Raw genomic sequence first — 21,126 nt, forward strand, 5'->3', positions numbered from 1 at the left:
CGTTCCCTACTGTCAAACAACTTGGACAAATTATGCTCAGGCGGTGGCCATGACGATGCTTGCGTTGACCGGTTGCGCGGTTGCGACGAAGCGCGCCTGCGCAAACCCGGCCGCGCGGCACATGGCGATGATTTCCGCCGGGCTGCGCGGGCGGCCCGATCCCATTGCCCACAGGTAGAGGCCGAAGAAGGCCTCGCCCATCGCCTCGGTGCCGGGAATGCGCGCCATCGGCTCGGCGATCAGCAGGCGGCTGCCTGGCGCGAGGCTCTTGCGGATATTGCCGAGCAAGCCCTGCGCGGGGGCATCGTCGTGATCGTGCAGGATCCGGATCAGCGACACCATGTCGTAGCCTTGCGGTATGGAATCGCTGAAGAAATTGCCGGGATGCGCGGTGATGCGGCGCTCGCCCAGCGCCGCGCCCAGGACGCTGGCGCCGGTGGCGGCGACTTCCGGCAGATCGAACAGGCCGAGCGCCAGATGCGGCCAGGCCGTGCCGATATGCCGCAGGAACGCCCCGTGCCCGCCGCCGACATCGAGCAGCTTGCGCACGTCGCGGAAGGGAACGCTCGCCAGCACCTCGTCGGCGACGAAGTGCTGCGAGGCGGCCATCAGTCGCGAATACTCCGCGGTGTCCGTCCCCCGCTCGGTCGCGCCCTGGAGCGCCCCGGCATAGGTCCAGAAGCGCGAGAGCGCGGTCGGCTCCTTGCGGTCGGTGCGCAGCAGGGCGAGCGGATCGGCGAGGTCGGCATAGAGCAGGCGGTGGTGGCGCACCATCGCCTGGACGCCGGGATTGGATGCGAAAACAGCGCCCTGCTCGCCGAGCATCCAGTGATCGGGGGCGGGCTCCTCCGACAGCATCAGCGGCCGGCCGGCGCGCAGCAGGGTGAGAGCGGCGGCTTCGGAAAGCCCCATCCGCGCCGCGATCGCGCCCGCGCCGAGCGGGCCGTCCTTGAGAATGTCGAACAGCCCGCCCTCCACGAAGGCGCGCAGCACCTGCGAATAGGCAAAGCCCGCGAGCAGGTCGAAGGCCCCATTGGCGCGGGATCGCGCAATCCAGCGGATCAGCGGCAGGCGCGCGGCCCAATGCTGGAATTTCGGCGAGGCGAAGACCCGGTTGCGGCGCGCCACATAGCCGAGCCTGAAGGCAGCCCGGCGGCTCACTTGGTGGGTGCTTTGCAGGCCATATGTCTAAATAATTGGACAGAGCGACGCGTAAGGTCAATGATAATCGCGGGATCGACGGGAGCGAGGGCCAGTGAACGCGCGAGTCGTCGTCATCGGAGCAGGCATCGGCGGGCTGACCAGCGCCGCGCTGCTGGCTGCGCGCGGGTGCGACGTGACCGTGCTCGAAAAAGAGGCATGGGTGGGCGGCAAGGCGCGCCGGGTCGAGGTGGACGGTGCCCAGATCGACGGCGGCCCCACGGTCTTCACCTATCGCGGCGTGTTCGACGAGATCTTCGCGGCCTGCGGCGCGCGGCTCGAGGATCATGTGACGGTCAGGAAGGCCGAGTTGCTCGCGCGGCACTGGTGGGACGAGGTCTCGGGGCACCTCGATCTCTTCGCCGACCATGACGCCAGCGTCGATGCCGTGGGCCGCTTCGCCGGGCCCGCTGCGGCACGCGGCTATGCCGCCTTCGCGGCCGAGGCGGCGCGGATCTTCGCCGTGCTCGAGGAGCCCTTCCTCCACGGCGACAAGGCCTCGACCCCGCTGCCGATGATGTGGCGCATGGGCCTGTCGAAACTCCCCGAGATGCTGGCGATGCGGCCCTTCGACCGGCTCTGGCCGGCGCTGGGCGAGCACTTTGCCGACCCGCGCCTGCAGCAGCTGTTCGGGCGCTATGCGACCTATTGCGGCTCCTCGCCTTATCTCGCCCCCGCCACGCTGATGCTGATCGCGCATCTGGAGGCGCGCGGGGTGTGGCTGATCGAGGGCGGCATCCACGCGCTGGCCAAGGCGCTCGCCAGCCTCGCCGAGCGGCAGGGGGCGCGGGTGCGCACCGGCGCTGCCGTGGCCGAGGTGCTCGCCGCGGGCGGGCGCACCAGCGGGGTCAGGCTCGCGAGCGGCGAGGTCATCGCCGCCGACACCGTGATCTGCAACGGTGACCCTTCCGCGCTCGCCACCGGGCGCTTCGGCGCGGCGGCACAGCGCGCCGTCCCCGCGATCCCTCCTGCCAAGCGCTCGCTTTCCGCGCTCGTCTGGTACGCCCATGCCGAGACGCGCGGTGCGGCCCTCACCCATCACAACGTCTTCTTCTCGCGCGACTACGCCGCCGAGTTCGCCGACATCGCCGCCGGGCGCACCCCGGCCGAGCCGACCGTCTACGTCTGCGCCATCGACCGCGGCGCCGACCGCCACGCGCCCGCGCCACAGGGCCGCGAGCGGCTCCAGATCATCGTCAATGCCCCAGCCGACGGAGACGTCCACACCTACACCCCCGAGGAGACAGAGCGATGCACGCGACGCATGATGGCCACGCTGAGGCGCTGCGGCCTGACACTGGACGAGCCCTTCCCGCATCGGCTCATGACGCCCGAGGACTGGGAGCACCTCTTCCCGGCCACGGGCGGCGCCCTCTATGGGCGAGCGTCGCACGGCTGGGCGGCCTCCTTCCAGCGGCAGGGGCCGCGGACCCGGCTGCCCGGGCTCTACTGCACGGGCGGGGCGACCCATCCGGCGGCCGGCGTCCCCATGGCAGCCTTGTCCGGGCAGCTGGCCACGCGGGTGATCGCGAAGGACCTCGCTTCGACGAGGCGATCCCGCCCGGCGGCTACACCTGGTGGTATGTCGACGCGATCAGCGACGACGGGCAGCACGGGCTGACCATCATCGCCTTCCTGGGCTCGGTCTTTTCGCCCTACTACAAACGGAGCGGCCGCACCGACCCGCTCGACCACGCCTGCCTCAACGTCGCGCTCTACGGCCCGCAGCACCGCTGGGTGATGACCGAGCGCGGCCGCTCCGCCGTCGCGCGCGACGCCTCCAACCTCGCGATCGGCCCCAGCAACGTGCGCTGGGAGAACGGCGCGCTCACCATCGACATAGTCGAGGGCGACACCCGGCTGTTCGTCCCGTGGCAGCGCAAGGTGAGGGGCACCGTGCGCGTCTATCCCGAGATGCTCAACCGCGCCGCCTTCGCCCTCGACCCTGCCGAGAACCACATCTGGCACTGCCTTGCCCCCTGCGCCCGGATCGAGGTCGCGATGACCGCGCCCGAATGCCGGTGGAGCGGAAAGGCCTATCTCGATCACAACCGCGGCGCCGAGCCGCTCGAGAGCGGCTTCAACACCTGGCACTGGTCGCGCGCCCACCTCAAGGCAGGGGCGCTGGTGTGCTACGAGGGCGAGCGCGGTGACGGCTCGCTCTTCGCCAGCGCCCTCAGGTTCGACCGCCACGGCGTGCCCGAGCCGGTCGAGCTGCCCCCGATCGCCGCGCTCCCCGACAGCCGCTGGGGCATCGCCCGCCGCACCCGTTCCGACATCGGCGTCGCCGAGGTGCGCCGGACGTGGGAGGACACCCCCTTCTACGCCCGCAGCGAGCTCGCCTCGCGCTTCCTCGGCGAGGAAGTGGTCGCGGTGCAGGAGAGCCTCGACATGCGCCGCTTCTCCAGCCGCCTCGTCCAGTTCATGCTGCCCTACCGGATGCCGCGCCGCGCGCGCTGAGGCGGGGCGGCGACGCCCCCGCGCGACTCGGACGCCCTGCGCCGCGCAGCCGCGCGCGGATGCCGTGCCGGTTCAGCAAGCGCGGCGTTTTCCTGTCTGTTGGAGACAGATGAGACACTGTCCAGAGGCCAAATTCCCGCCCTCGGATCCGACCTCCCGCACCCGCACGGCGTCGCCGCTGCCAGAGCGGGCGAAAGCTGCGGGGAGGGGGTGGCAAGGGTCATTCGGCGAGACTGACAAATGCGCAGGCTGTAGGAAAGTTGTTTCGGCAAAAGGCTGCGCTGGGGCTGCTGCCGGCCCCGGGCCGGCCCCCGGCCGCCCGCCCGCCGCGCGCATGGGGACACGCTTGTCGCTTGCCCTGCGAATGAAGCTGCGGCACTTCGCGCGGGATGAAGCTGCTGCGCGATCCAATCCGGCTGGTGCCGAGCCTCTTCGCGCTCGCGATCCTGTTCGGCACCGTGCTGCTCAGCCTGCCCTTCGCCACGGCCGACGGTGCCCGCGCGCCGCTGCTGACCGCGCTGTTCACCACCACCTCGGCGATTGCCGTGACCGGGCTGGTGGTGGTCGATACCGGCTCCTACTGGTCGCCTTTCGGGCAGGTGGTGATCCTGCTGATGTTCCAGATCGGCGGGCTGGGGATCATGACCGCGGCGACCCTGCTGGGGCTGCTGGCCGGGCGCGGGTTCGGGCTGCATGACCGGCTCGCCACCCAGGTCGAGCGCGGCCGGCTCGAACGCGGCGATGCGCTCTCGGTGCTCAAGCTGGTGCTGGGCGTCACCATCGCGGTCGAGGCGGTGATCGCCCTTGTCCTCACTCTTCGCATGGCCGCCGCCTATGACATGAGCCTTGGTGCGGCGCTGTGGAACGGGGTGTTCCATTCGGTCAGCGCCTTCAACAATGCGGGCTTTTCGACCCATGCCGACAGCGTGATGGGCTATCAGAGCGATCCGCTGATCCTGGTGCCGATCATGGCCGCGATCACGCTGGGCGCGATCGGTTTTCCGGTGATGCAGGACCTGCGCGACAAGCGGCTCGATTGGCACCGCTGGTCGCTCCATTCCAAGGTCACCGTCTGGGGCTCGGCCGGGCTGCTGGTGGCGGGCTTTGCCGCGATCCTGGCGATGGAGTGGAGCAATGCCGCAACGCTCGGGCCGATGGCGCTGGGCGACAAGCTGCTCAATGCGGCGTTCCATTCGGTGATGTCGCGCACCGCGGGGTTCAACAGCCTCGATGTCGGCGCCTTTCGCGAATCGACCCTGATGGTCAATTACCTCCTGATGTTCATCGGCGGCGGCAGCGCGGGCACGGCGGGCGGGATCAAGGTGACGACCTTCGTCGTGCTGTTCGCGATCCTGCTCGCCGAGGTGCAGGGCCGCCGCGATGTCGGCCTGTTCGGCCGCCGCTTCGGGCACGAGGTCGAACGCCAGGCGCTCACCGTCACCGTGCTTTCGGCGGCGCTGGTGTTTTCGGCGACGACCTATATCGTCGCGATCACCGGCCTGCCGCTGGGCGAGGTGGTGTTCGAATGCATCTCGGCCTTCGCCACGGTCGGCATGTCGACCGGCATCACCGCCGAACTGCCGCCCTCGGCGCAGATCGTGATCGCGGCGCTGATGTTCATCGGCCGGGTCGGCACCATCACCTTTGCCACCGCGCTGGCGCTGGTGGGCACCCCGCAGCTCTATCGTTATCCCAAGGAGAACCTCATTGTCGGCTGACAAACGCAAGCCCGTTCTGGTGGTGGGGCTCGGCCGGTTCGGCGGGTCGGTCGCGCGGCGGCTCGCCGCGATGGGCACCGAGGTGCTGGGGGTCGATAGGAGCCCCGATCTGGTGCAGGACCATGCCGATCATCTCACCAAGGTGGTCGAGGCCGATTGCACCGATCCTGCGGTGCTGCGCCAGTTGGGCGCGGCCGATTTCGCCACCGCCGTGGTCGGCATCGGCAGCGATGTCGAGGCCAGCGTCCTCACCGTGCTGGCGCTGGCCGACATGGGCCTCACCAATATCTGGGCCAAGGCCTGCAACACCAATCACGCGCGCATCCTCGAGCGGATCGGCGCGACCCACGTGGTCTTCCCCGAGGAACGCATGGGCGAGCGGGTGGCGCATCTGCTCAACGAGCGGCTGCGCGATTTCATCGCCTTCGACGATGAATTCGCGATTGCGCGTCTCGCTGCGCCCGAGCCGATCGTCGGCCTGCCGCTGGTGACCAGCGCCTGCCGCAAGAAGTACAGCGTCACGGTGGTCGGCGTGAAGCGCAAGGGCGAGGCCTTCATCCATGCGGTGCCCGACACGCTGATCTTCCCCGAGGACGAGCTGGTGGTGTCGGGCCGCATCGAGGATATCGAGCGCTTCTCGACGATCTGAGCGGGACTGTGGCGAGGAGGGCCTTCAGGCCACCAGCCACTCGGCCTTGAGCGTCCCCCGGTGCCCCTCGGGCGCGAGCGCGGCGCGCAGCGCCTCGAGCAGCGGCGGCAGGGCTTGCGTGAAGGCATAGGGCGGGTTCACGATGAACAGCCCCGCGCCGTTGTAGATCCCCGGCTGGTCGGCATCGTGGAGCCAGTGCTCGACATTGAGGAACTTGGGGATGCCGAGCCGCCGCAGCTTGTCCTTCCACAGCGCGTGCGCGGGCCGTTCCTTCAAGGGATACCAGATCACCGTCACCCCGTGCGCCCACTTGCGGTGCGCGGCGGCGAGGGTGGCGGTGATGCGCGCGCGCTCGTCGGTCGCCTCGTAGGGCGGATCGACCACCACCACGCCGCGGGGGGTGCGGGTGGGGAGCAGGGCGGGCCACAGCTCGTAGGCGTCGCGGGTGTGGATGGCGGCGGGGGTGCCCTTCATCGCCTCGCGCAGCGAGCGGGCGTCCTCGGGGTGCTTCTCGTTGAGGATCAGCGCGTCCTGCGGGCGCAGAAGTTGCGCAAGGATGCGCGGGGATCCGGGGTAGAGGCGGGGTTCTGCGCCTGCCTCGTTCACCGCGCGCACGGCGGCGCGGTAGTCATCGAGCAGCGGGTTGGCATCCGCAAAGGCGCGCAGCACGCCGCCCGCCGCCTCGCCGGTGCGCCCGGCCTCGTCGCCCTGAAGGTCGTAGAGCCCACAGCCCGCATGGGTGTCGATCAGCGTCAGCGCGGATGGCTTGAGCTGGAGCGCGCGCACCAGCGCGATCAGCAGCGCGTGCTTGACGACATCGGCGCTGTTGCCGGCGTGGAAGGCGTGGCGGTAGTTCATGCGGCGACCTCCCTGACCTCGCCGGGCGCGATGCCCTCGAGCGTCCAGTCGCCCACCGCCCAGCGCACCAGCCTGAGGGTGGGCAGACCCACCGCCGCGGTCATGCGCCGCACCTGCCGGTTACGGCCCTCGCGGATGGTGAGCGAGAGCCAGCAATCGGGGACGGACTTGCGCACCCGGATCGGCGGATCGCGCTCCCACAGGTCGGGCGGGGCGATGCGGGCGGCCTCGGCGGGCAGGGTCATCCCGTCGTTCAGCCGCACGCCCCTGCGCAAGGGTTCGAGCGCCGCGTCCTCGGGATCGCCCTCGACCTGCACGAGGTAGGTCTTGGGCAGCTTGAAGCGCGGATCGGCGATGCGCGCCTGCAGCCGCCCGTCGTCGGTGAGCAGCAGCAGCCCCTCGCTGTCGCGGTCGAGCCGGCCGGCGGGGTAGACGCCCTTCGTCGTGATGAAGTCGCTGAGGGTCGCGCGCGTGGTGGGCGAGCCCTTGTCGGTGAATTGCGAGAGCACGCCGAAGGGTTTGTTGAACAGGAGCAGCCGGGCCATCGCGCGCTCATATCGAGCGATTGCGGGTCTGTCTTTACTCGGGTGCCTGCGGCCCCTCGCGCTCGGCAGCCTCGCGCGCCTCCCGCTCGGCGCGGGTCTGCTTGAGCTTGCGGTCCATGGCGATGTATTGCCACAGCCCGAAGGCGACCGCGACGCCATAGAACAGCCCGATCTCGATCCAGCCGAAGTTCATCGCCCCACCTCTCCCGCACCTGCTGCCACGAGGAACGCCGCGATCCGCGCGGCGATGCCTTCCGGCGCTTCCTCGTGGGCCAAATGGCCGAGGCGGGGAAGGAGTTCCAGCCGCGCGTTGGGCAGCCAGCCCGCGGCATCGCGCGCCCAGTCGGGCGGGATCGCGGGGTCGTTGGCGCCGTGGAGCAGCAGCACCGGATTGCGCACCGCGTCCATCTGTTCGCGCAGGGCGGGCAGGTCCCAGTTCGCCATCATCGCGAGCGCCCCGCCCGCGTGGCCGGGGTGCTTGAGCAGCCTGGCGTAACAGGCGAGACCCTCGCGATCGATCCGCGAGTGGGTCGAGCGCCACAGGAACCTCTCCGCCCCGCCGACAAGGTCGATGCTGCCGGTGAAGATGCGCGGCACCAGCGGATTGACGAACAGCGTCTTGGCGATGGCGGGGAAGATCTGGGCGAGGGCTCCGGGGAAGGGGCGCAAGGCGGCGCTGAGGCCGATGATCGGACCCTCGTGGGCATGATCCAGCGCCAGTTGCAGCGCAATCGCCGCGCCGGCGGAGTGGCCGATGATCGCGGCGGGCGTGACCTCGAGCGCCTCCAGCAGCCGCGCCACCTCGCGCGCCATCGCGGGCAGGCTCATGGCATAGGCATCGTGGCCGGTGGTGAAGGCGTGGCGGGGGAGGTCGGGGGCGATGACGTCGTGATGCTCGGCCAGCAGCGGCATCAGGGAGCGCCACGAATGCACCGAGGCGCCGGTGCCGTGGAGGAGGAGGAGCGGCGGTCCCGCTCCCATCCGCTGTACATGCCAGCGCGCCGCGCCGACCGGCACGAAGGTGCTCGCCGCGCGGTGCGGCCAGATCAGGCCCTCAGCGTTCCAGTCGAGCGCGCTCATGCCGCGCGGGCCGGAGATGGCCCGACGGCGTCGATCGCCTGCTTGAGCATCCGCGCATCGGCGCGGGGGAGGGCGAGGAAACGGCCTCCCAGGGCGGCCGCCAGCGCAGCGCCCTCGGGGCCGGGGCGGGCGGAGATGTCGACCACCAGCGCGTCGATGCCGCGCGCGGCGATGGCCTTGGCGGCAGTCTCCGCATCCTTGGCGGCCTGCGGGCGTCCCGGAGAGCCGTCGGCGGCGGTATTCGCTCTGCCATCGGTGAGGATCACCAGCGCGGCGCTGCGGCCCTTGGCGATCACGGCCTCGGCCACCTCGCGCGCGGCGTTGAGGCCGAGCGCCAGCGGCGTCCCCCCGCCGCCGGGCAGTTCGGCCAGCGTCCGCCGCGCGCGGGTGAGCGAGCGGGTGGGGGGGAGCAGCAGCTCGGCGCTCGTGCCCCGGAAGGCGACCAGCGCCACCTCCGAGCGGGTGACATAGGCCTGCGCCAGCATCAGCTCGACCGCGCCCTTGGCCTCGGCGAGCCGCGCCGCCGCCGCCGAGCCGCTCGCGTCGACCGCAAAGATCGTGACGCGGGCGGCGCGTTCCTCGAAGCGGCGGATGCGCAGGTCTTCCTTGCGCATGATGATTGGGGCATCGGCGTCCGCGCCCTGTTCCTTGCGCCGCACCGCCTGCCACGGGACGGCGGCGCGCAGGGAATCGATCAGCGCCAGCTTGTGCCCGCCCCTCGGCATTCCGGGCCGCGCGCCCAGCGGCTTGCCGCGGGTCGCCGCCTTGCGCTTCTGCCCGGTGCCGCTCGACGCCGCGCGCCGCGGGGCCTTTCCTTGCGCGAGTTGTTCAAGCAGCCCCGCCGGGATCGCGGCCTTCGCCGCCGCGACGAGGATCTCGGAGAGGTCGGGTTCGGGCTGCTGCCGGTCGATGTTGGATTGGTCCTCGGGGGATCCATCAGGGGGCGGAGCAGGAGGCTCCTCGGGCGGGGCCTCGGGAGCCTCCTGCGGCGGCAGGCGCGTGGCCCGCGGCGCAAGAACAAGCCGCACCGCCGCCGCATGATCCGATGTGTTCGTAACCGAGCGCCCCTCAAGCGCTGCGATGCCGCGGGCGGCTTCGCCGGCGACGATCAGCGCGCGCAGGCTCTCTACCCCGAGCGCCTCTGCGGTCGCGGCGAGCGCGCGCAGGTCACCCTCGGCAAGCGGCGCGACATCGGCGAGCCTGCCTGCCGCTGGGGCCAGCGTCACCCCCTGCCAGCGGCGCGAGGCGCAAAGGTCGCACAGGAAGGCCAGCCTTTCGGTGAGGCTCGCGGGCGGCGCTTCCTCCGGCTCCACCGCATCGTCGAGCAGCACCAGCGCCGTGCTGCCTTCGTCCAGCGCCTGCGCCAGCCGTCCGGCGATGCTTGCGTCCATCCGCTCGGCCATGCCGGCGATCAAGGCACCGCCGCGCGCCTCCTCGATCAGCCCGGTCTGGCGGATCGGCTTTCCCGCCGAGAGGCTCGCCGCAAGGTCGATCCCGCCCAGCAGCCGCTCGTCATCGACATGGCCGGGCAGGCGGCGCAGCGGCAGGGCCTCGGCGAGCGCGGCCACCAGCGCCTCGCGCGCCGGGCTGCTTCCGCGCAGGGTGAGCCCCTTGAAGGTGCCGGGCGCGAGAACGAACAGCCGCGCCGCCAGCACCGCGTCCCCAAGCGGATCGGCTTGCGGATCGGCGGGGGCGGGCGTCATCCGAACAGCTCGGCGATCGCTCGGGTGATGCGCGCGGTGGAGCCGGTCTCGTCGAGCACGTCGCGCCGCAACCGGTGGCGCAGCGCGGAAGGGGCGATGGCGATCAGATGCTTGCGGGTGACCTTCTTCGCCCCCTCGAGCGCGGCCAGCGCGCGGGCGGCGCGCATCAGCGTGAGCTCGCCGCGCAGACCGTCGGCGCCGACCGCAAGGCACAGCTCGGCGGCATCGCGCAGCACGTCCTCGCCGGGGGTGAGCTTGGGCAGCTTGGCCTTGCCCTTGGCGACCTGCTTGAGGATCGTCTCGTCCGCCTCAGCCCAGCGCGCGGCGAAGCCTTCGGGGTCGGCCTCGTTCTCGGCGACCAGCTTCATGATCGCGATGCGGGTGTCGATATCCTTGGGCGTCCTCACCTCGACCGAGAGCCCGAAGCGGTCGAGCAGCTGCGGGCGCAGCTCGCCCTCCTCGGGGTTGCCGCTGCCGATCAGCACGAACTTGGCCGGGTGGCGGACCGACAGCCCCTCACGCTCGACCACGTTCTCGCCCGAGGCGGCAACGTCGAGCAGCAGGTCGACGAGGTGGTCTTCGAGCAGGTTGATCTCGTCGATATAGAGGAACCCGCGATGGGCCTTGGCGAGCAGCCCCGGCTCGAAGGCCTTCTCGCCCGAGCGCAGCGCGCGTTCCAGATCGAGGCTGCCGATCACCCTGTCCTCTGTCGCGCCCAAGGGCATGTCGACGAAGGGCACGGGGCGCTTGACCAGCTTGCCCTGCCCGCAGACGTCCGGGTAGCGCGCCTGATCGTCCTTCGAGGCACCATAGGGGCAGCCGTCTGCCGCCATGATCGGCGGGAGCAGGCCCGCGAGCGCGCGCGCCGCGGTGCTCTTGCCGGTGCCGCGGTCGCCGAAGACCATGACCCCGCCGATCGAAGGGTCCACCGCCGCGATCAGCAGCGCCTGTTTCATCTCGTCCTGACCGACGATCGCGGAGAAGGGGAAGCGTGCCATTATCGGCGCTTGTGAACCTTCCGGGCGCTTTGGACAAGCGGAAGTGACAGGCTGGCCTGACAGTTTTGCTTATCGCTTCCCCAGCCGGTTCAGCACCAGCACCGGCAGCAACCCCGCCGCCAGCAGGATCAGCGCCGGGATCGCCGCCTCGACCAGCCGCTCGTCGCCCGCCAGGCGATAGGTGCGGGTGGCGAGGGTTTCGAGGTTGAAGGGGCGCAGGATCAGGGTGGCGGGCAGCTCGCGCAGGGTGTCGATGAACACCAGCGCGGCCGCCCCGGCAAGGCTCGGGGCGAGGAGCGGGGCGTAGATCCGCGCGAGCACCCGCGAGGGCGACGCGCCGAGGCTCCGCGCGGCGGCGTCGAGGGCGGGGGGGATGCGGGCGAGGCCCCCGCTCACGCTGTTGTAGGCAACCGTCATGAAGCGCACGCCCAGCGCATAGACCAGCACCGCGCTCGTCCCCGTCAGCAGCAGCCCGCCGCTCCAGCCGAGGCTGTCTCGGGCGAAGCGGGTGAGCGCGATGTCGAAGGCTCCGAGCGGCGCCAGCAGGCCCACCGCGAGCAAGGCGCCGGGCAGCGCATAGCCGAGCGTCGCCAGCCGGATCGCGCCTGCGGTCACCCGCGAGCCCGAGCGCGCGCGGGCGAAGGCGAGCAGCAGCGCGGCAGCCACGCACAGCCCCGCCGCGACGCTGCCGAGCCACAGGCTGGCGCGCAGATAGGTCGCGAGGTCGCCCGCAGCGGCTTGCGCTGTCGGGGTCATGGCGAGGCTGACGAGGTAACCGGCGGGCGCCACGAAGCCGAGCAGCACCGGGGCGAGGCAGGCGGCGAAGGCCAGCGCCTTGCCCGCGGGAGAAAGGTGCACCAGCGGCTCGTCGGTCTCGCGCGCCGCAAGCCCGTCGCGGCTGTCGCTGCGCCCGCGCCGCGTGTAGGCCTCCCACGCGACCAGCGCGATGACGAAGACCAGCATGACGGCGGCAAGCTTGAGCGCGGCGGGCTTGTCCCCCATCGCCAGCCACGCGCGGAAGATGCCGGTCGAGAAAGTCGGGATGGCGAAATATTCGGCGACCCCGAAGTCGGCGAGCACCTCCATCAACACCAGCGCGAGGCCCCCGGCTATGGCGGGCCGCGCTGCGGGGAGGGCGACCTTCCAGAAGGCGCGGCCAGGCGCGGCGCCAAGGCTCCTTGCGGCGCGGAACTGGGTGCGGCTCTGGGTGGCGAATGCCGTGCGCGCGAGGAGGTAGACATAGGGGTAGAGCACGATCCCCAGCACGAAGGCCCCGCCGGGGAGCGAACGGATGTCGGGGAACCAGTAGTCTCCCGGCCCCCACCCCGCCCATGCGCGCAGGGCGCTCTGCACCGGCCCGGCGAAATCGAGCAGCCCCGCATAGACATAGGCCGCCAGATAGGCCGGGAGCGCCAGCGGCAGCACCAGTGCCCAGCCCAGCACGCCGCGTCCGGGAAAGCGGGTGGCGGCGACCAGCCAGGCGGTGCCGGTGCCGATCCCGCCCGCGATGCTGCCTGCGAGCAGCATCAGAAGGCCGGTGTTGGCGATGTAGGTCGGCAGCACGGTCCCCGCCAGCGCGCCGAGGGTTCCTCCGCGCGCGCCGCCCCCCAGCGCCGCCCAGCCAATCGCGGCGATCGGCAGGCCGACCAGCGCCGCCAGCGCCAGCGCGCCCAGCGTCCAGCCGCCCGCGCCCGCCGGCCCGCTTGCAGCCCCGCTGGCAGTTCGCCTAAGGCGGCCTACCGGTAAATCTGCGGACAGCGCCATTGAGCCTCGAATTTCGACATATTGCCCATGCTTACGGTGCGGTGCGGGCGCTGGAGGACGTGAGCTTCACCGCGCCCGCGGGGGAGATCACCTGCCTGCTTGGCGCGTCGGGTTGCGGGAAGTCAACGCTTTTGGGCCTCGCGGCGGGGCTCCTGCGCGTGCAGCGAGGCGAGATCGCGCTGGGTGAGGAGGTGCTGGCGGACCCCGCGCACAACCCCCCGCCCGAAGCGCGCCCTGTCGGCCTCGTGTTCCAGGACGGCGCGCTGTTCCCGCACATGACGCTGGCCGCCAACGTCGCCTTCGGCCTCCCGCGCGAGCGCCGCTCCGAGGCGGACGCGTGGCTCGCCAAGGTGGGTCTGGCGGGCATGGGCGCGCGCTTCCCTCACGAATTGTCGGGCGGCCAGCAGCAGCGCGCCGCGCTCGCCCGGGCGATGGCGCCCGAGCCGCAGGTGCTCTTGATGGACGAGCCCTTCGCCAGCGTCGACATCGTGCTGCGCCGGGCCCTGCGCCGCGAATGCCGTATCCTGCTGCGCGAGGCGGGCTCGACCGTGATCCTCGTCACCCATGACCCCACCGAGGCGCTCGATATCGGCGACCGGATCGCGGTGATGGAGGCGGGGCGCATCGTCCAGTTCGGCACGCCGCTGGAGCTCCACGAGGCGCCCGCCACCGCCGCCGTCGGCGCGATCTTCTCGGGCGCGCAAGTGGTGCCGGGGATGGTCGCCGAAGGGGGGCTCGATACCGCCTTCGGGCTGTGGCCGTTCGCGAGCCTCATGGGCGAATTGCCCGAGGGGGCGGGGCAGCTCGATCTGCTGGTGCAGGCTGACCGCCTCGTGCCTGTCGCCGATGTGCGCGGCGGGCGGGTGCGCGACATCCATCCGCTGGGGCCCCGCGCCCGCGTCCTGCTCGACGGCGCGGACGGGGCGGCGATCACGATCGAGACCGCGCTGACGGTCGATCCGGCGCGCAGCTACAGCGTCATTCCCGATCCGCACAGCGTGCGCGCCTTTGCGCGATATTGACGCCGGTTCGCGGTTCTGTCTTGCGCAGCCAGCGATAATATTGCAAGTCATTCGCAAATACCTGCCTCTCAAGCGTCTGCCGCGAAAGCCTCCCACCCGATGAAGCACCTGTTCCTTGCCGCAACCATCAGCGCCGCCCTGGCCGCCCTGTCCGCCTGCGCCGGTGAGGGCGGGGGCGAGGGCAAGGCCGCCTGCGCTGCACCCGCGGGAGTGGTCAATGTCTACACCTCGCGCCACTACGATACCGACCTCGCGCTCTACGAGGATTTCACCTGCACCAGCGGGATCGAGGTCAACCGCCTCGAAGCCGATGCCGACGCGCTGATCGAGCGCATCGCGGCCGAGGGCGAATACAGCCAGGCCGACCTCTTCGTCACGGTCGATGCGGGCCGGCTGTGGCGCGCCGAGCAGGCGGGGTTCCTCGCTCCGGTGGATTCGAAGGTGCTGCATGAGCGCATTCCGGCTTCCTTGCGCGATCCGCAGAACCGCTGGTTCGCGCTCACCACCCGCGCGCGGATCATCATCTACAACAAAGGCAAGGGCGCGCCGCAGGGCCTTGCGAATTACGAGGATTTGGCCAAGCCGGAGTTCAAGGGCCGCCTTTGCATGCGCTCCTCCTCGAGTGTCTACAACGTCGCGCTCCTCGCCGGCATGATCGCGCATGACGGCGAGGCCAAGGCGGGCGAATGGGCCAAGGGCGTCGTCGCCAATTTCCAGCGCCCGCCGCAGGGCAACGACATGTCGAACATCGAGAGCGTCGCTGCGGGCGAGTGCGACATCTCGCTGGTCAACACCTATTACCTCGCGCGCTTCGACACGCCCGAGAAGCGCAAGGTGCTGGACTCTATCGGCATCATCTTCCCCAATCAGGCGACCACCGGCACCCATGTCAACATGAGCGGCGCGGGGCTGGTCAAGACCGCCCCCAACCGCGCGAACGCGGTGAAGTTCCTCGAATACCTCGCCTCGGACAAGGCGCAGCAGGTGCTGGCGAACGGCAACAACGAGTACCCCGCCGCCAAGGGCGTCGCGCCGACCTCGGCGGTCGAGGCGCTCGGCAGCTTCAAGGCAGACCCGCTCGCCGCTGCCGAGATCGGCAGGAATCAGGCCCGCGCTGTCGAGCTGTTCAACGCGGCCGGGTGGAATTGATGGCTTGCCCGATTTGCGCGCGATCAAGGCCCGCTTTCACGGCCTATCGCTAATCTGTCTTGAAGCGCGGGGCTCGCTCGTCCATTTGCGCCGCCATCCGAGCTGCCCCTTCCGGGCGGCCTGTTCCTGTATCCGAGGCCTGTCTTGACCCAAACCACTCTGACCCGTGACCAGTTCACCGAAAGCGCCGCGCTCTCGGTCGAGACCATCACCGATGTCCACCACTGGTGCGATGGCCTCTTCAGCCTCAAGATGACGCGCCCGGCGAGCTTCCGCTTCCGTTCGGGCGAGTTCGTGATGATCGGGCTGCCCGGCGACAACGGCAAGCCGCTGCTTCGCGCCTATTCGGTCGCCTCGCCAAGCTACGCCGAGGAACTGGAGTTCCTCTCGATCAAGGTGCAGGACGGACCCCTGACCTCGCGCCTCCAGCACATTCAGGTCGGCGATCCGATCTACCTCGGCAAGAAGCCGACCGGTACGCTGGTCACCGACGCGCTGCTGCCGGGCAAGCGCCTCTTCATGCTTTCGACCGGCACCGGGCTGGCGCCGTTCATGTCGTTGGTGCGCGATCCCGAGGTCTACCAGATGTTCGAGGAAGTGATCGTGGTGCATTCGGTGCGCAACGTGAGCGAGCTGGCCTATCGCGAGCTGCTGGAAAGCAAGCTCGAAGGCGACCCGCTGCTCGAGGACGAGGACCGCGCGCGGATGATCTACGTCCCCACCGTCACCCGCGAACCCTTCCGCACGCAGGGCCGCATCCAGGCGCTGATCGACGACGGCCGTCTGTTCGAACAGTCGAAGGGCCCGCAGCGCTTCGTGCCCGAGGAAGACCGCGTGATGCTGTGCGGCTCGATGGCGATGATCAAGGACCACGCGGCGGATCTGGAACGCCGCGGGTTCGAGGAAGGCGCGAACAACAAGCCGGGGCAGTTCGTGATCGAGCGGGCGTTCGTGGGGTAAGACCTTCCCCCCTCCTCTTCAGAGGAGGGGCCGGGGGTGGTGGCGCGGGCCGAAGGCACACGCGCTGCCGCAAGGCACCACCCCGCTGCGACTAGCGAGCAAGCTCGCAAGTCTCGCGCCCCTCCTCTGAAGAGGAGGGGGGATTGCGTCCGACCTCCCCGTCACCCCAGCGGAAGCTGGGGCCTAGAGCCTCATAGGGCAGTGCTCGCGATCATCTTCCAAATAGCCGACTGAACCAACCTTTCTTCGGCTGTGCAAAGGCTTGACCACCAGACTTAGCCAGTTCCGTAAAGTCGTTCTCTTGCATTCTGCCAGCGGCTTGCTCTCGGTCCACGATCGCTGCCAAGATCGCAGGATGATACAACTCACTTCGGCTAACTATCTGTGCTTCTTGTAAGCACAGCACCCTCCAATCGGTCTCCCGTGCCTTACGGAACTCTTCGAGGCGATCAGGAGAGCCTTCTAGTGCACGCTCGAACAGATCGAGAAATGACTTGTAACTGTCCAGAACGACGACTCTGGATTCTTCGTCGAGGGGTTCAGCCAAAACAGCCTGAAACCGCTGCCGCCAACGATCAAAGTCGAGGTTCCGATCCCTCGGATGAGTCGTCAATTCCTCCAGCAACAAGACGGCGCGCTCGTCCACTCTCTTCTCCTACGGGTGATTCATGACAACATCCTGAGGGCATTACTGCACCTTATCGGTGAGTCACAGTGATCTTGCCTGTTCCCCACCCCCACTTTCGCGCTTGACCCCCGCGCCCCCGCACGGTTCTATCGTGGCAAATCAAAACCCATCTGCCGGAGAGAACCCCCATGCTCGCGACCTCCTACCGCACCGCCTATAACGAAGACCACGAGGCCTTCCGCGACACCGTCCGCAAGGTCTTCGCCGAGCATCTGACCCCGCACATGGACGAGCACGAAGCGAACGGCATCGTGCCCCGCGACGTCTGGAAGAAGATGGGCGACGCCGGGATGCTGTGCATGACGGTGAAGGAGGAAAACGGCGGCCTCGGCCTCGATTTCGGCTTCAACTGCGTGCTGACCGAGGAGCTGTCCTACCTCGGCTCCTCGGCCGGCTTCACGCTTCAGAACGACATTACCGCGAACTATTTCGAGCGCCTCGGCACCCCCGAACAGCGCGCCAAGTATCTCCCCGGCATGGTCAGCGGCGACATCATCACCGCGATCGCCATGACCGAACCGGGCGCAGGCTCCGACCTTCAGGGCATCCGCACCACGGCGAAGAAGGATGGCAACCACCTCGTCATCAATGGGTCGAAAACCTACATCACCAACGGCCAGAACGCCGACTGCGTGATCGTGGTCGCCAAGACCGATCCGGAGAAGGGCGCCAAGGGCATCAGCCTCGTGCTGGTCGACGCCGACACTCCCGGTTTCGAGCGCGGGCGCAATCTCGACAAGATCGGCCAGCACGCCGCCGACACCTCCGAGCTGTTCTTCAACGATTGCCGCGTGCCGATGACCAATATCCTCGGCGCCGAGGGCATGGGCTTCGTGCACCTGATGGAGGAGCTGCCGCAGGAACGCCTCGGCATCGCGGTCGGCGCGCAGGCGGCGGCGCAGCGGGCGTTCGACGAGGCGGTGAAGTTCACCAAGGACCGCAAGGCCTTCGGGAAGACCGTGTTCGAGTTCCAGAACACCAAGTTCACCCTCGCGGACCTCAAGGCCAAGCTGCAGGTCGGCTGGGCGCATCTCGACTGGGCGATCCGCAAGCACCTCGCCGGCGAACTCACCACCGATGAGGCCTCCGCCGCCAAGCTGTGGCACACCGACCTCCAGTGGGAATGCTGCGACACCGCGCTGCAACTCCACGGCGGGGCGGGCTACATGAACGAATATGCCATCGCGAGGCTGTGGCGCGACGCGCGCGTGACGCGGATCTTCGGGGGGACGAACGAGATCATGAAGGAGGTGATCTCGCGGAGCATCTGACCATGACCGAACCCCTCGACTTCACCGGCCAACGCGTCCTTGTCATCGGCGGGTCGAGCGGGATCGGGAACGGCATCGCTCACGGCTTCCGCCATCGGGGCGCGAGCGTGACCGTCACCGGCACCCGGCCCGACTTCGGCGACTATCTCGAGGCCGAGGACTCCGATTTCACGGGCCTAGCCTACCGCCAGCTCGACCTCACCGATCGCGACGCGGCATGGCGATTGGCGGCCACCTTCGGCGCGCTCGATGTGCTGGTGCTGTGCCAGGGCACCGTCCGCTACGGCCGGCAGGAGTTCACCCGCGAAGGCTGGGACGCTGTTGTCGACATCAACCTCAACTCGGTGATGGACGCCGCCACCGCCTTCCACCCCGCGCTCGCCGAGGCGAAGGGCAAGGTCATCATCGTCTCCTCGGTCGCCGCCTTCAAATCGACCATCGGCACGCCCGCCTACGCCGCCTCCAAGGCCGGCGCGGCGAGCCTTACCAAGACGCTGGGCGAGGCCTGGGCGCGCGACGGGATCCGCGTCAACGGCATCGCCCCGGGGCTGGTGCCGACCAAGCTGACGAGCGTCACGACCGATCACCCTGAGCGGCTCGAAGCCAGCCTCAAGCGCATCCCGCTCCGGCGCATGGGCACGCCCGAGGACATGGCCGGCGCCGCGCTGTTCCTCGCCTCGCCGCTGTCGGCCTACATCACCGGGCAGACGCTGGTGGTCGACGGGGGGCTGACGCTCGCCTGACCCTGTGCGGGACAGGCCGCAAGGCTTCCGGCGACGATTACCTACAACTGAAAACCAGTCACAAACGCGTCACACCCTTGCGCCACTCCCGCAAAAAACCGGGGCTGGCTGAGACATGGATGTCGTCAATATCTTCCTGACGAGCGAACTGGGCGAAAGCCTCGAGGATTTCGTGCACGACCAGCGCCGCTTCACCTTCGACCGGCTGGGGCCCGAAGGGCCGCGGCGGCTGGTCGAGGGGCCGATGTGGGCCTTCGTCGACTGGGTGATGCCCGAACTCGCCGGGCTCGAGATGTGCCGCCGCCTGCGCGCCGATGCCCGCACGGTCGATGCCCATGTCACCATGGTGCTCGAGGAGGACGACCCCGAGGACCGCCGCCGCGCGCTGCGGGCGGGGGCGGACGACTACGTGATCGGGCCGCTCACCCGCACCGCGGTGCTCGACCGGGTGCTGGCGCTGCAATCGCGCGGGGTCGAGCGCCAGGCGACGCGCCGCTTCGAGCTCGGCGCGCTGACGATCGACATGGCCGCGCTTCAGGCGCGCTGGAACGAGGTGCCGATCGTGCTGCGCCCCAACGAATTCCGCCTGCTGCGCTTCCTCGCCGAGAACCCCAACCGGGTGCTGACCCGCGAAGACCTGATCAACGGCCTCGGCAAGCGCGAACCCCCGATCGACGAGCGCACGGTCGACGTGTGGATCGGCCGGCTCCGGCGCGCGATCAAGGCGGCAGGCGGCGGCAACCCGCTGCGCACGGTGCGCTCGCTGGGCTATGTCTTCGATCTGGGGTGAGGTGAGGGCGCGGCTCGGACGTGCCGCAACGCGGACAAAGCGGACACCCTGTCCGCTTCGCTGTATCGGGAATTCCTCACGTATATAGAGACTTGGCCCTTATCCGTTCGAGCGGACGGACAGGGAACCGGGGGCCCTGTCGCGCCTCCAGCATCTCACGGCCTCGCAGGCCGGGCAGAACAATGGGAAAGAGCCAGCATGGACGATAGCGGCTGACCTGAGTGTAGGAAACATCGGCGGTCGCTGCCAATCCGGCAATAGCCGAATTCCCGCATTCGACCCCAATTCAGACGCAAACTCTAGCTTTGCAAGCCCTCGACAGCGGACCTAGAAATGAAGCGATCTTCAGCCGCGTAATCAAACATGTCGTAAGGATAAAGTGCCAGCTGCGGGAAGCGTGCTCGCCAATTATCGGGGTTGTGCTCCATCAACCAGCGGCATGTCCGGGACACCGTCTCTCGATAGGAACCTACCGGCCGATAGCCAGCGCTACGCGCCTTTGCATCGCTTATCGTGAATGGCTTTGGAACTGACCACGGTGTTGCTCCCACCCGAGGCGGGTAGGTTTGCGTGTCGACCAGAACCAGATCCGCATCGATCGCGCATTCAGCAACTATCGCCTTGCCAATCTCCAGCACCGTGGGTGCGTCGGGGTCACCAATGTTAAAGATCCCACCAAGCCTGGAGCCTGCCAAGGTCGAAACCAAAGCTCCGATGTTTTCCGTCGCGCTGGTCTGGAACTGACTCCGGCCATCATAAGCCAAGGGAATTCTCTCGCGCCCGTCGAGCAATCGTTTCACGAACCACCATTCGCGCGGGTGCGCGCTGAACGGTCCATGGATCGCGCCTGGACGCAAAACAGCAACCGGGCACTTCGCCCCCTCCATGAGAGCACGCTCCATCGCGACCTTTCTAGTGGAATAGGTTGATGGTCCTGGCTCTACTGTCGATTGCTCTTCGGTCATCCGATGAGGCAATTCGGGGAAGCCATTCTGGCGGGCCTCATCGAGCGTTCGTCCTTGCGCATCGGAATATACGCTCGCAGACGAAATTGCGATGATCTGCCCAACATTGTGCTGAACAGCCAATAGCTGGCGGGCGTGAGCGGCGTCAAAGGCGACCGTATCGATCAGCAAGTCACAACCGCTATCGATTGCCGACGCGAGTTCCACGAACTCTGAGCGATCAACACGACAGAGTTTCGCACCTATCTCGGTGATGTGAGACGGCAGTTGCTGCCTGCCGCGACTCCCCAAAGTGACTTGCCAGCCATCCTCGAGCAGGCGCTCGGCAACAGCGAGACCGATTTGTCCCGTTCCCCCTAAAATGAAGGCCTTCGACATGCCGCGATCTTACATCAAACATCGTGATTGTCAGCATTCGCTCGTGCTATTCTCAAAAGGCGCCATTCGCGTTCCCACCCACTTGCGGTCATCCGCCCCGCTCCGCCACCATCCTGACAGCCGACATCGGCTGGCCGGAGGAGATGCATCATGCGGGCGGTCCGCCTTGCCAAACAAAAAGGCCG

The 21,126-nt window shown here is 68.9% G+C and carries 20 protein-coding genes; 10 read left to right on the forward strand and 10 right to left on the reverse strand.

Translation table 11 applies throughout. The annotated features are described in order from the left end of the window. Positions 1-36 precede the first annotated feature (36 nt). A complete protein-coding gene (locus AX692_RS02190) occupies positions 37-1,161 on the reverse strand; it encodes a methyltransferase (protein WP_073973026.1) in 1,125 nt (374 codons plus the stop codon). Between the two features lie 94 nt (positions 1,162-1,255). Here AX692_RS02190 and crtD point away from each other — a divergent pair, with 94 nt between their 5' ends. The 4 genes from crtD to AX692_RS02210 all read left to right on the forward strand — a co-directional run bounded on the left by crtD (position 1,256) and on the right by AX692_RS02210 (position 6,027). After that, entirely contained in the window at positions 1,256-2,821 is a 1,566-nt protein-coding gene (gene crtD / locus AX692_RS02195) for a 1-hydroxycarotenoid 3,4-desaturase CrtD (protein WP_073973025.1), read from the forward strand. Between the two features lie 119 nt (positions 2,822-2,940). Continuing rightward, complete coding sequence (locus AX692_RS02200; RefSeq protein ID WP_073973024.1) at positions 2,941-3,660, forward strand: hydroxyneurosporene dehydrogenase; 720 nt, start codon at positions 2,941-2,943, stop codon at positions 3,658-3,660. A gap of 389 nt (positions 3,661-4,049) precedes the next feature. After that, positions 4,050-5,378: a TrkH family potassium uptake protein gene (locus AX692_RS02205; protein ID WP_073973023.1), complete on the forward strand. Its 1,329-nt coding sequence runs from the start codon at positions 4,050-4,052 to the stop codon at positions 5,376-5,378. Further along, positions 5,368-6,027, forward strand: a complete 660-nt coding sequence (locus AX692_RS02210) for a potassium channel family protein (RefSeq protein WP_081095074.1) — start codon at positions 5,368-5,370, stop codon at positions 6,025-6,027. Before AX692_RS02205 ends, AX692_RS02210 begins: the two co-directional genes overlap by 11 nt. A 24-nt stretch (positions 6,028-6,051) precedes the next feature. Here the strand turns inward: AX692_RS02210 and AX692_RS02215 are convergent, their stop codons facing one another. The 7 genes from AX692_RS02215 to AX692_RS02240 form a co-directional block, all read right to left on the reverse strand. Beyond that, positions 6,052-6,885: a 23S rRNA (adenine(2030)-N(6))-methyltransferase RlmJ gene (locus AX692_RS02215; RefSeq protein ID WP_073977549.1), complete on the reverse strand. Its 834-nt coding sequence runs from the start codon at positions 6,883-6,885 to the stop codon at positions 6,052-6,054. Further along, a complete protein-coding gene (locus AX692_RS02220) occupies positions 6,882-7,430 on the reverse strand; it encodes a pseudouridine synthase (protein ID WP_073974464.1) in 549 nt (182 codons plus the stop codon). Before AX692_RS02220 ends, AX692_RS02215 begins: the two co-directional genes overlap by 4 nt. Before the next feature lie 34 nt (positions 7,431-7,464). Further along, entirely contained in the window at positions 7,465-7,623 is a 159-nt protein-coding gene (locus tag AX692_RS19945) for a hypothetical protein (protein ID WP_196490105.1), read from the reverse strand. Continuing rightward, on the reverse strand, positions 7,620-8,510 hold the full coding sequence (bchO, locus tag AX692_RS02225) for an alpha/beta fold hydrolase BchO (protein WP_073974463.1): 891 nt from the start codon (positions 8,508-8,510) through the stop codon (positions 7,620-7,622). The genes AX692_RS19945 and bchO overlap by 4 nt, the downstream gene beginning before the upstream one ends. Next, positions 8,507-10,213 carry a magnesium chelatase subunit D gene (locus AX692_RS02230; RefSeq protein WP_073974462.1) on the reverse strand — a complete coding sequence of 569 codons (1,707 nt, stop codon included), beginning with the start codon at positions 10,211-10,213 and terminating at the stop codon, positions 8,507-8,509. The genes bchO and AX692_RS02230 overlap by 4 nt, the downstream gene beginning before the upstream one ends. Continuing rightward, positions 10,210-11,211, reverse strand: a complete 1,002-nt coding sequence (gene bchI / locus AX692_RS02235) for a magnesium chelatase ATPase subunit I (RefSeq protein ID WP_073974461.1) — start codon at positions 11,209-11,211, stop codon at positions 10,210-10,212. The genes AX692_RS02230 and bchI overlap by 4 nt, the downstream gene beginning before the upstream one ends. 69 nt (positions 11,212-11,280) lie before the next feature. After that, positions 11,281-12,975 (reverse strand): ABC transporter permease, encoded by a 1,695-nt coding sequence (locus AX692_RS02240; RefSeq protein WP_081095076.1) that lies wholly within the window; start codon positions 12,973-12,975, stop codon positions 11,281-11,283. Positions 12,976-13,034: 59 nt separating this feature from the next. Between AX692_RS02240 and AX692_RS02245 the strand changes: the two genes are divergently transcribed. The 3 genes from AX692_RS02245 to AX692_RS02255 all read left to right on the forward strand — a co-directional run bounded on the left by AX692_RS02245 (position 13,035) and on the right by AX692_RS02255 (position 16,106). Next, positions 13,035-13,997, forward strand: a complete 963-nt coding sequence (locus tag AX692_RS02245) for an ABC transporter ATP-binding protein (RefSeq protein WP_230961026.1) — start codon at positions 13,035-13,037, stop codon at positions 13,995-13,997. 99 nt (positions 13,998-14,096) lie between these two features. Then, the gene (locus AX692_RS02250) at positions 14,097-15,146 is read left to right on the forward strand and encodes a Fe(3+) ABC transporter substrate-binding protein (protein ID WP_073973658.1); all 1,050 of its coding nucleotides are present in this window, start codon (positions 14,097-14,099) and stop codon (positions 15,144-15,146) included. Positions 15,147-15,290: 144 nt separating this feature from the next. Beyond that, positions 15,291-16,106, forward strand: a complete 816-nt coding sequence (locus AX692_RS02255; protein ID WP_081095077.1) for a ferredoxin--NADP reductase — start codon at positions 15,291-15,293, stop codon at positions 16,104-16,106. 211 nt (positions 16,107-16,317) lie between these two features. On the opposite strand, the gene AX692_RS19445 is transcribed toward AX692_RS02255, so the two are convergent. Beyond that, entirely contained in the window at positions 16,318-16,752 is a 435-nt protein-coding gene (locus tag AX692_RS19445) for a hypothetical protein (RefSeq protein ID WP_073973656.1), read from the reverse strand. Between the two features lie 170 nt (positions 16,753-16,922). Here AX692_RS19445 and AX692_RS02260 point away from each other — a divergent pair, with 170 nt between their 5' ends. The 3 genes from AX692_RS02260 (at position 16,923) to AX692_RS02270 (ending at position 19,598) form a co-directional block, all read left to right on the forward strand. Then, positions 16,923-18,065 (forward strand): acyl-CoA dehydrogenase family protein, encoded by a 1,143-nt coding sequence (locus AX692_RS02260; RefSeq protein ID WP_073973246.1) that lies wholly within the window; start codon positions 16,923-16,925, stop codon positions 18,063-18,065. Positions 18,066-18,067: 2 nt separating this feature from the next. After that, positions 18,068-18,808, forward strand: coding sequence for an SDR family NAD(P)-dependent oxidoreductase (locus AX692_RS02265; protein WP_073973247.1), 741 nt, complete (start codon positions 18,068-18,070; stop codon positions 18,806-18,808). A gap of 115 nt (positions 18,809-18,923) precedes the next feature. Further along, entirely contained in the window at positions 18,924-19,598 is a 675-nt protein-coding gene (locus AX692_RS02270; protein WP_073973248.1) for a response regulator transcription factor, read from the forward strand. Positions 19,599-19,897: 299 nt separating this feature from the next. On the opposite strand, the gene AX692_RS02275 is transcribed toward AX692_RS02270, so the two are convergent. Then, positions 19,898-20,941 (reverse strand): NAD(P)H-binding protein, encoded by a 1,044-nt coding sequence (locus tag AX692_RS02275; protein WP_073973249.1) that lies wholly within the window; start codon positions 20,939-20,941, stop codon positions 19,898-19,900. Positions 20,942-21,126 lie beyond the last annotated feature (185 nt).

The organism is Erythrobacter donghaensis (genome assembly GCF_001557325.1).
Taxonomy (GTDB): Bacteria; Pseudomonadota; Alphaproteobacteria; order Sphingomonadales; family Sphingomonadaceae; genus Erythrobacter; species Erythrobacter donghaensis_B.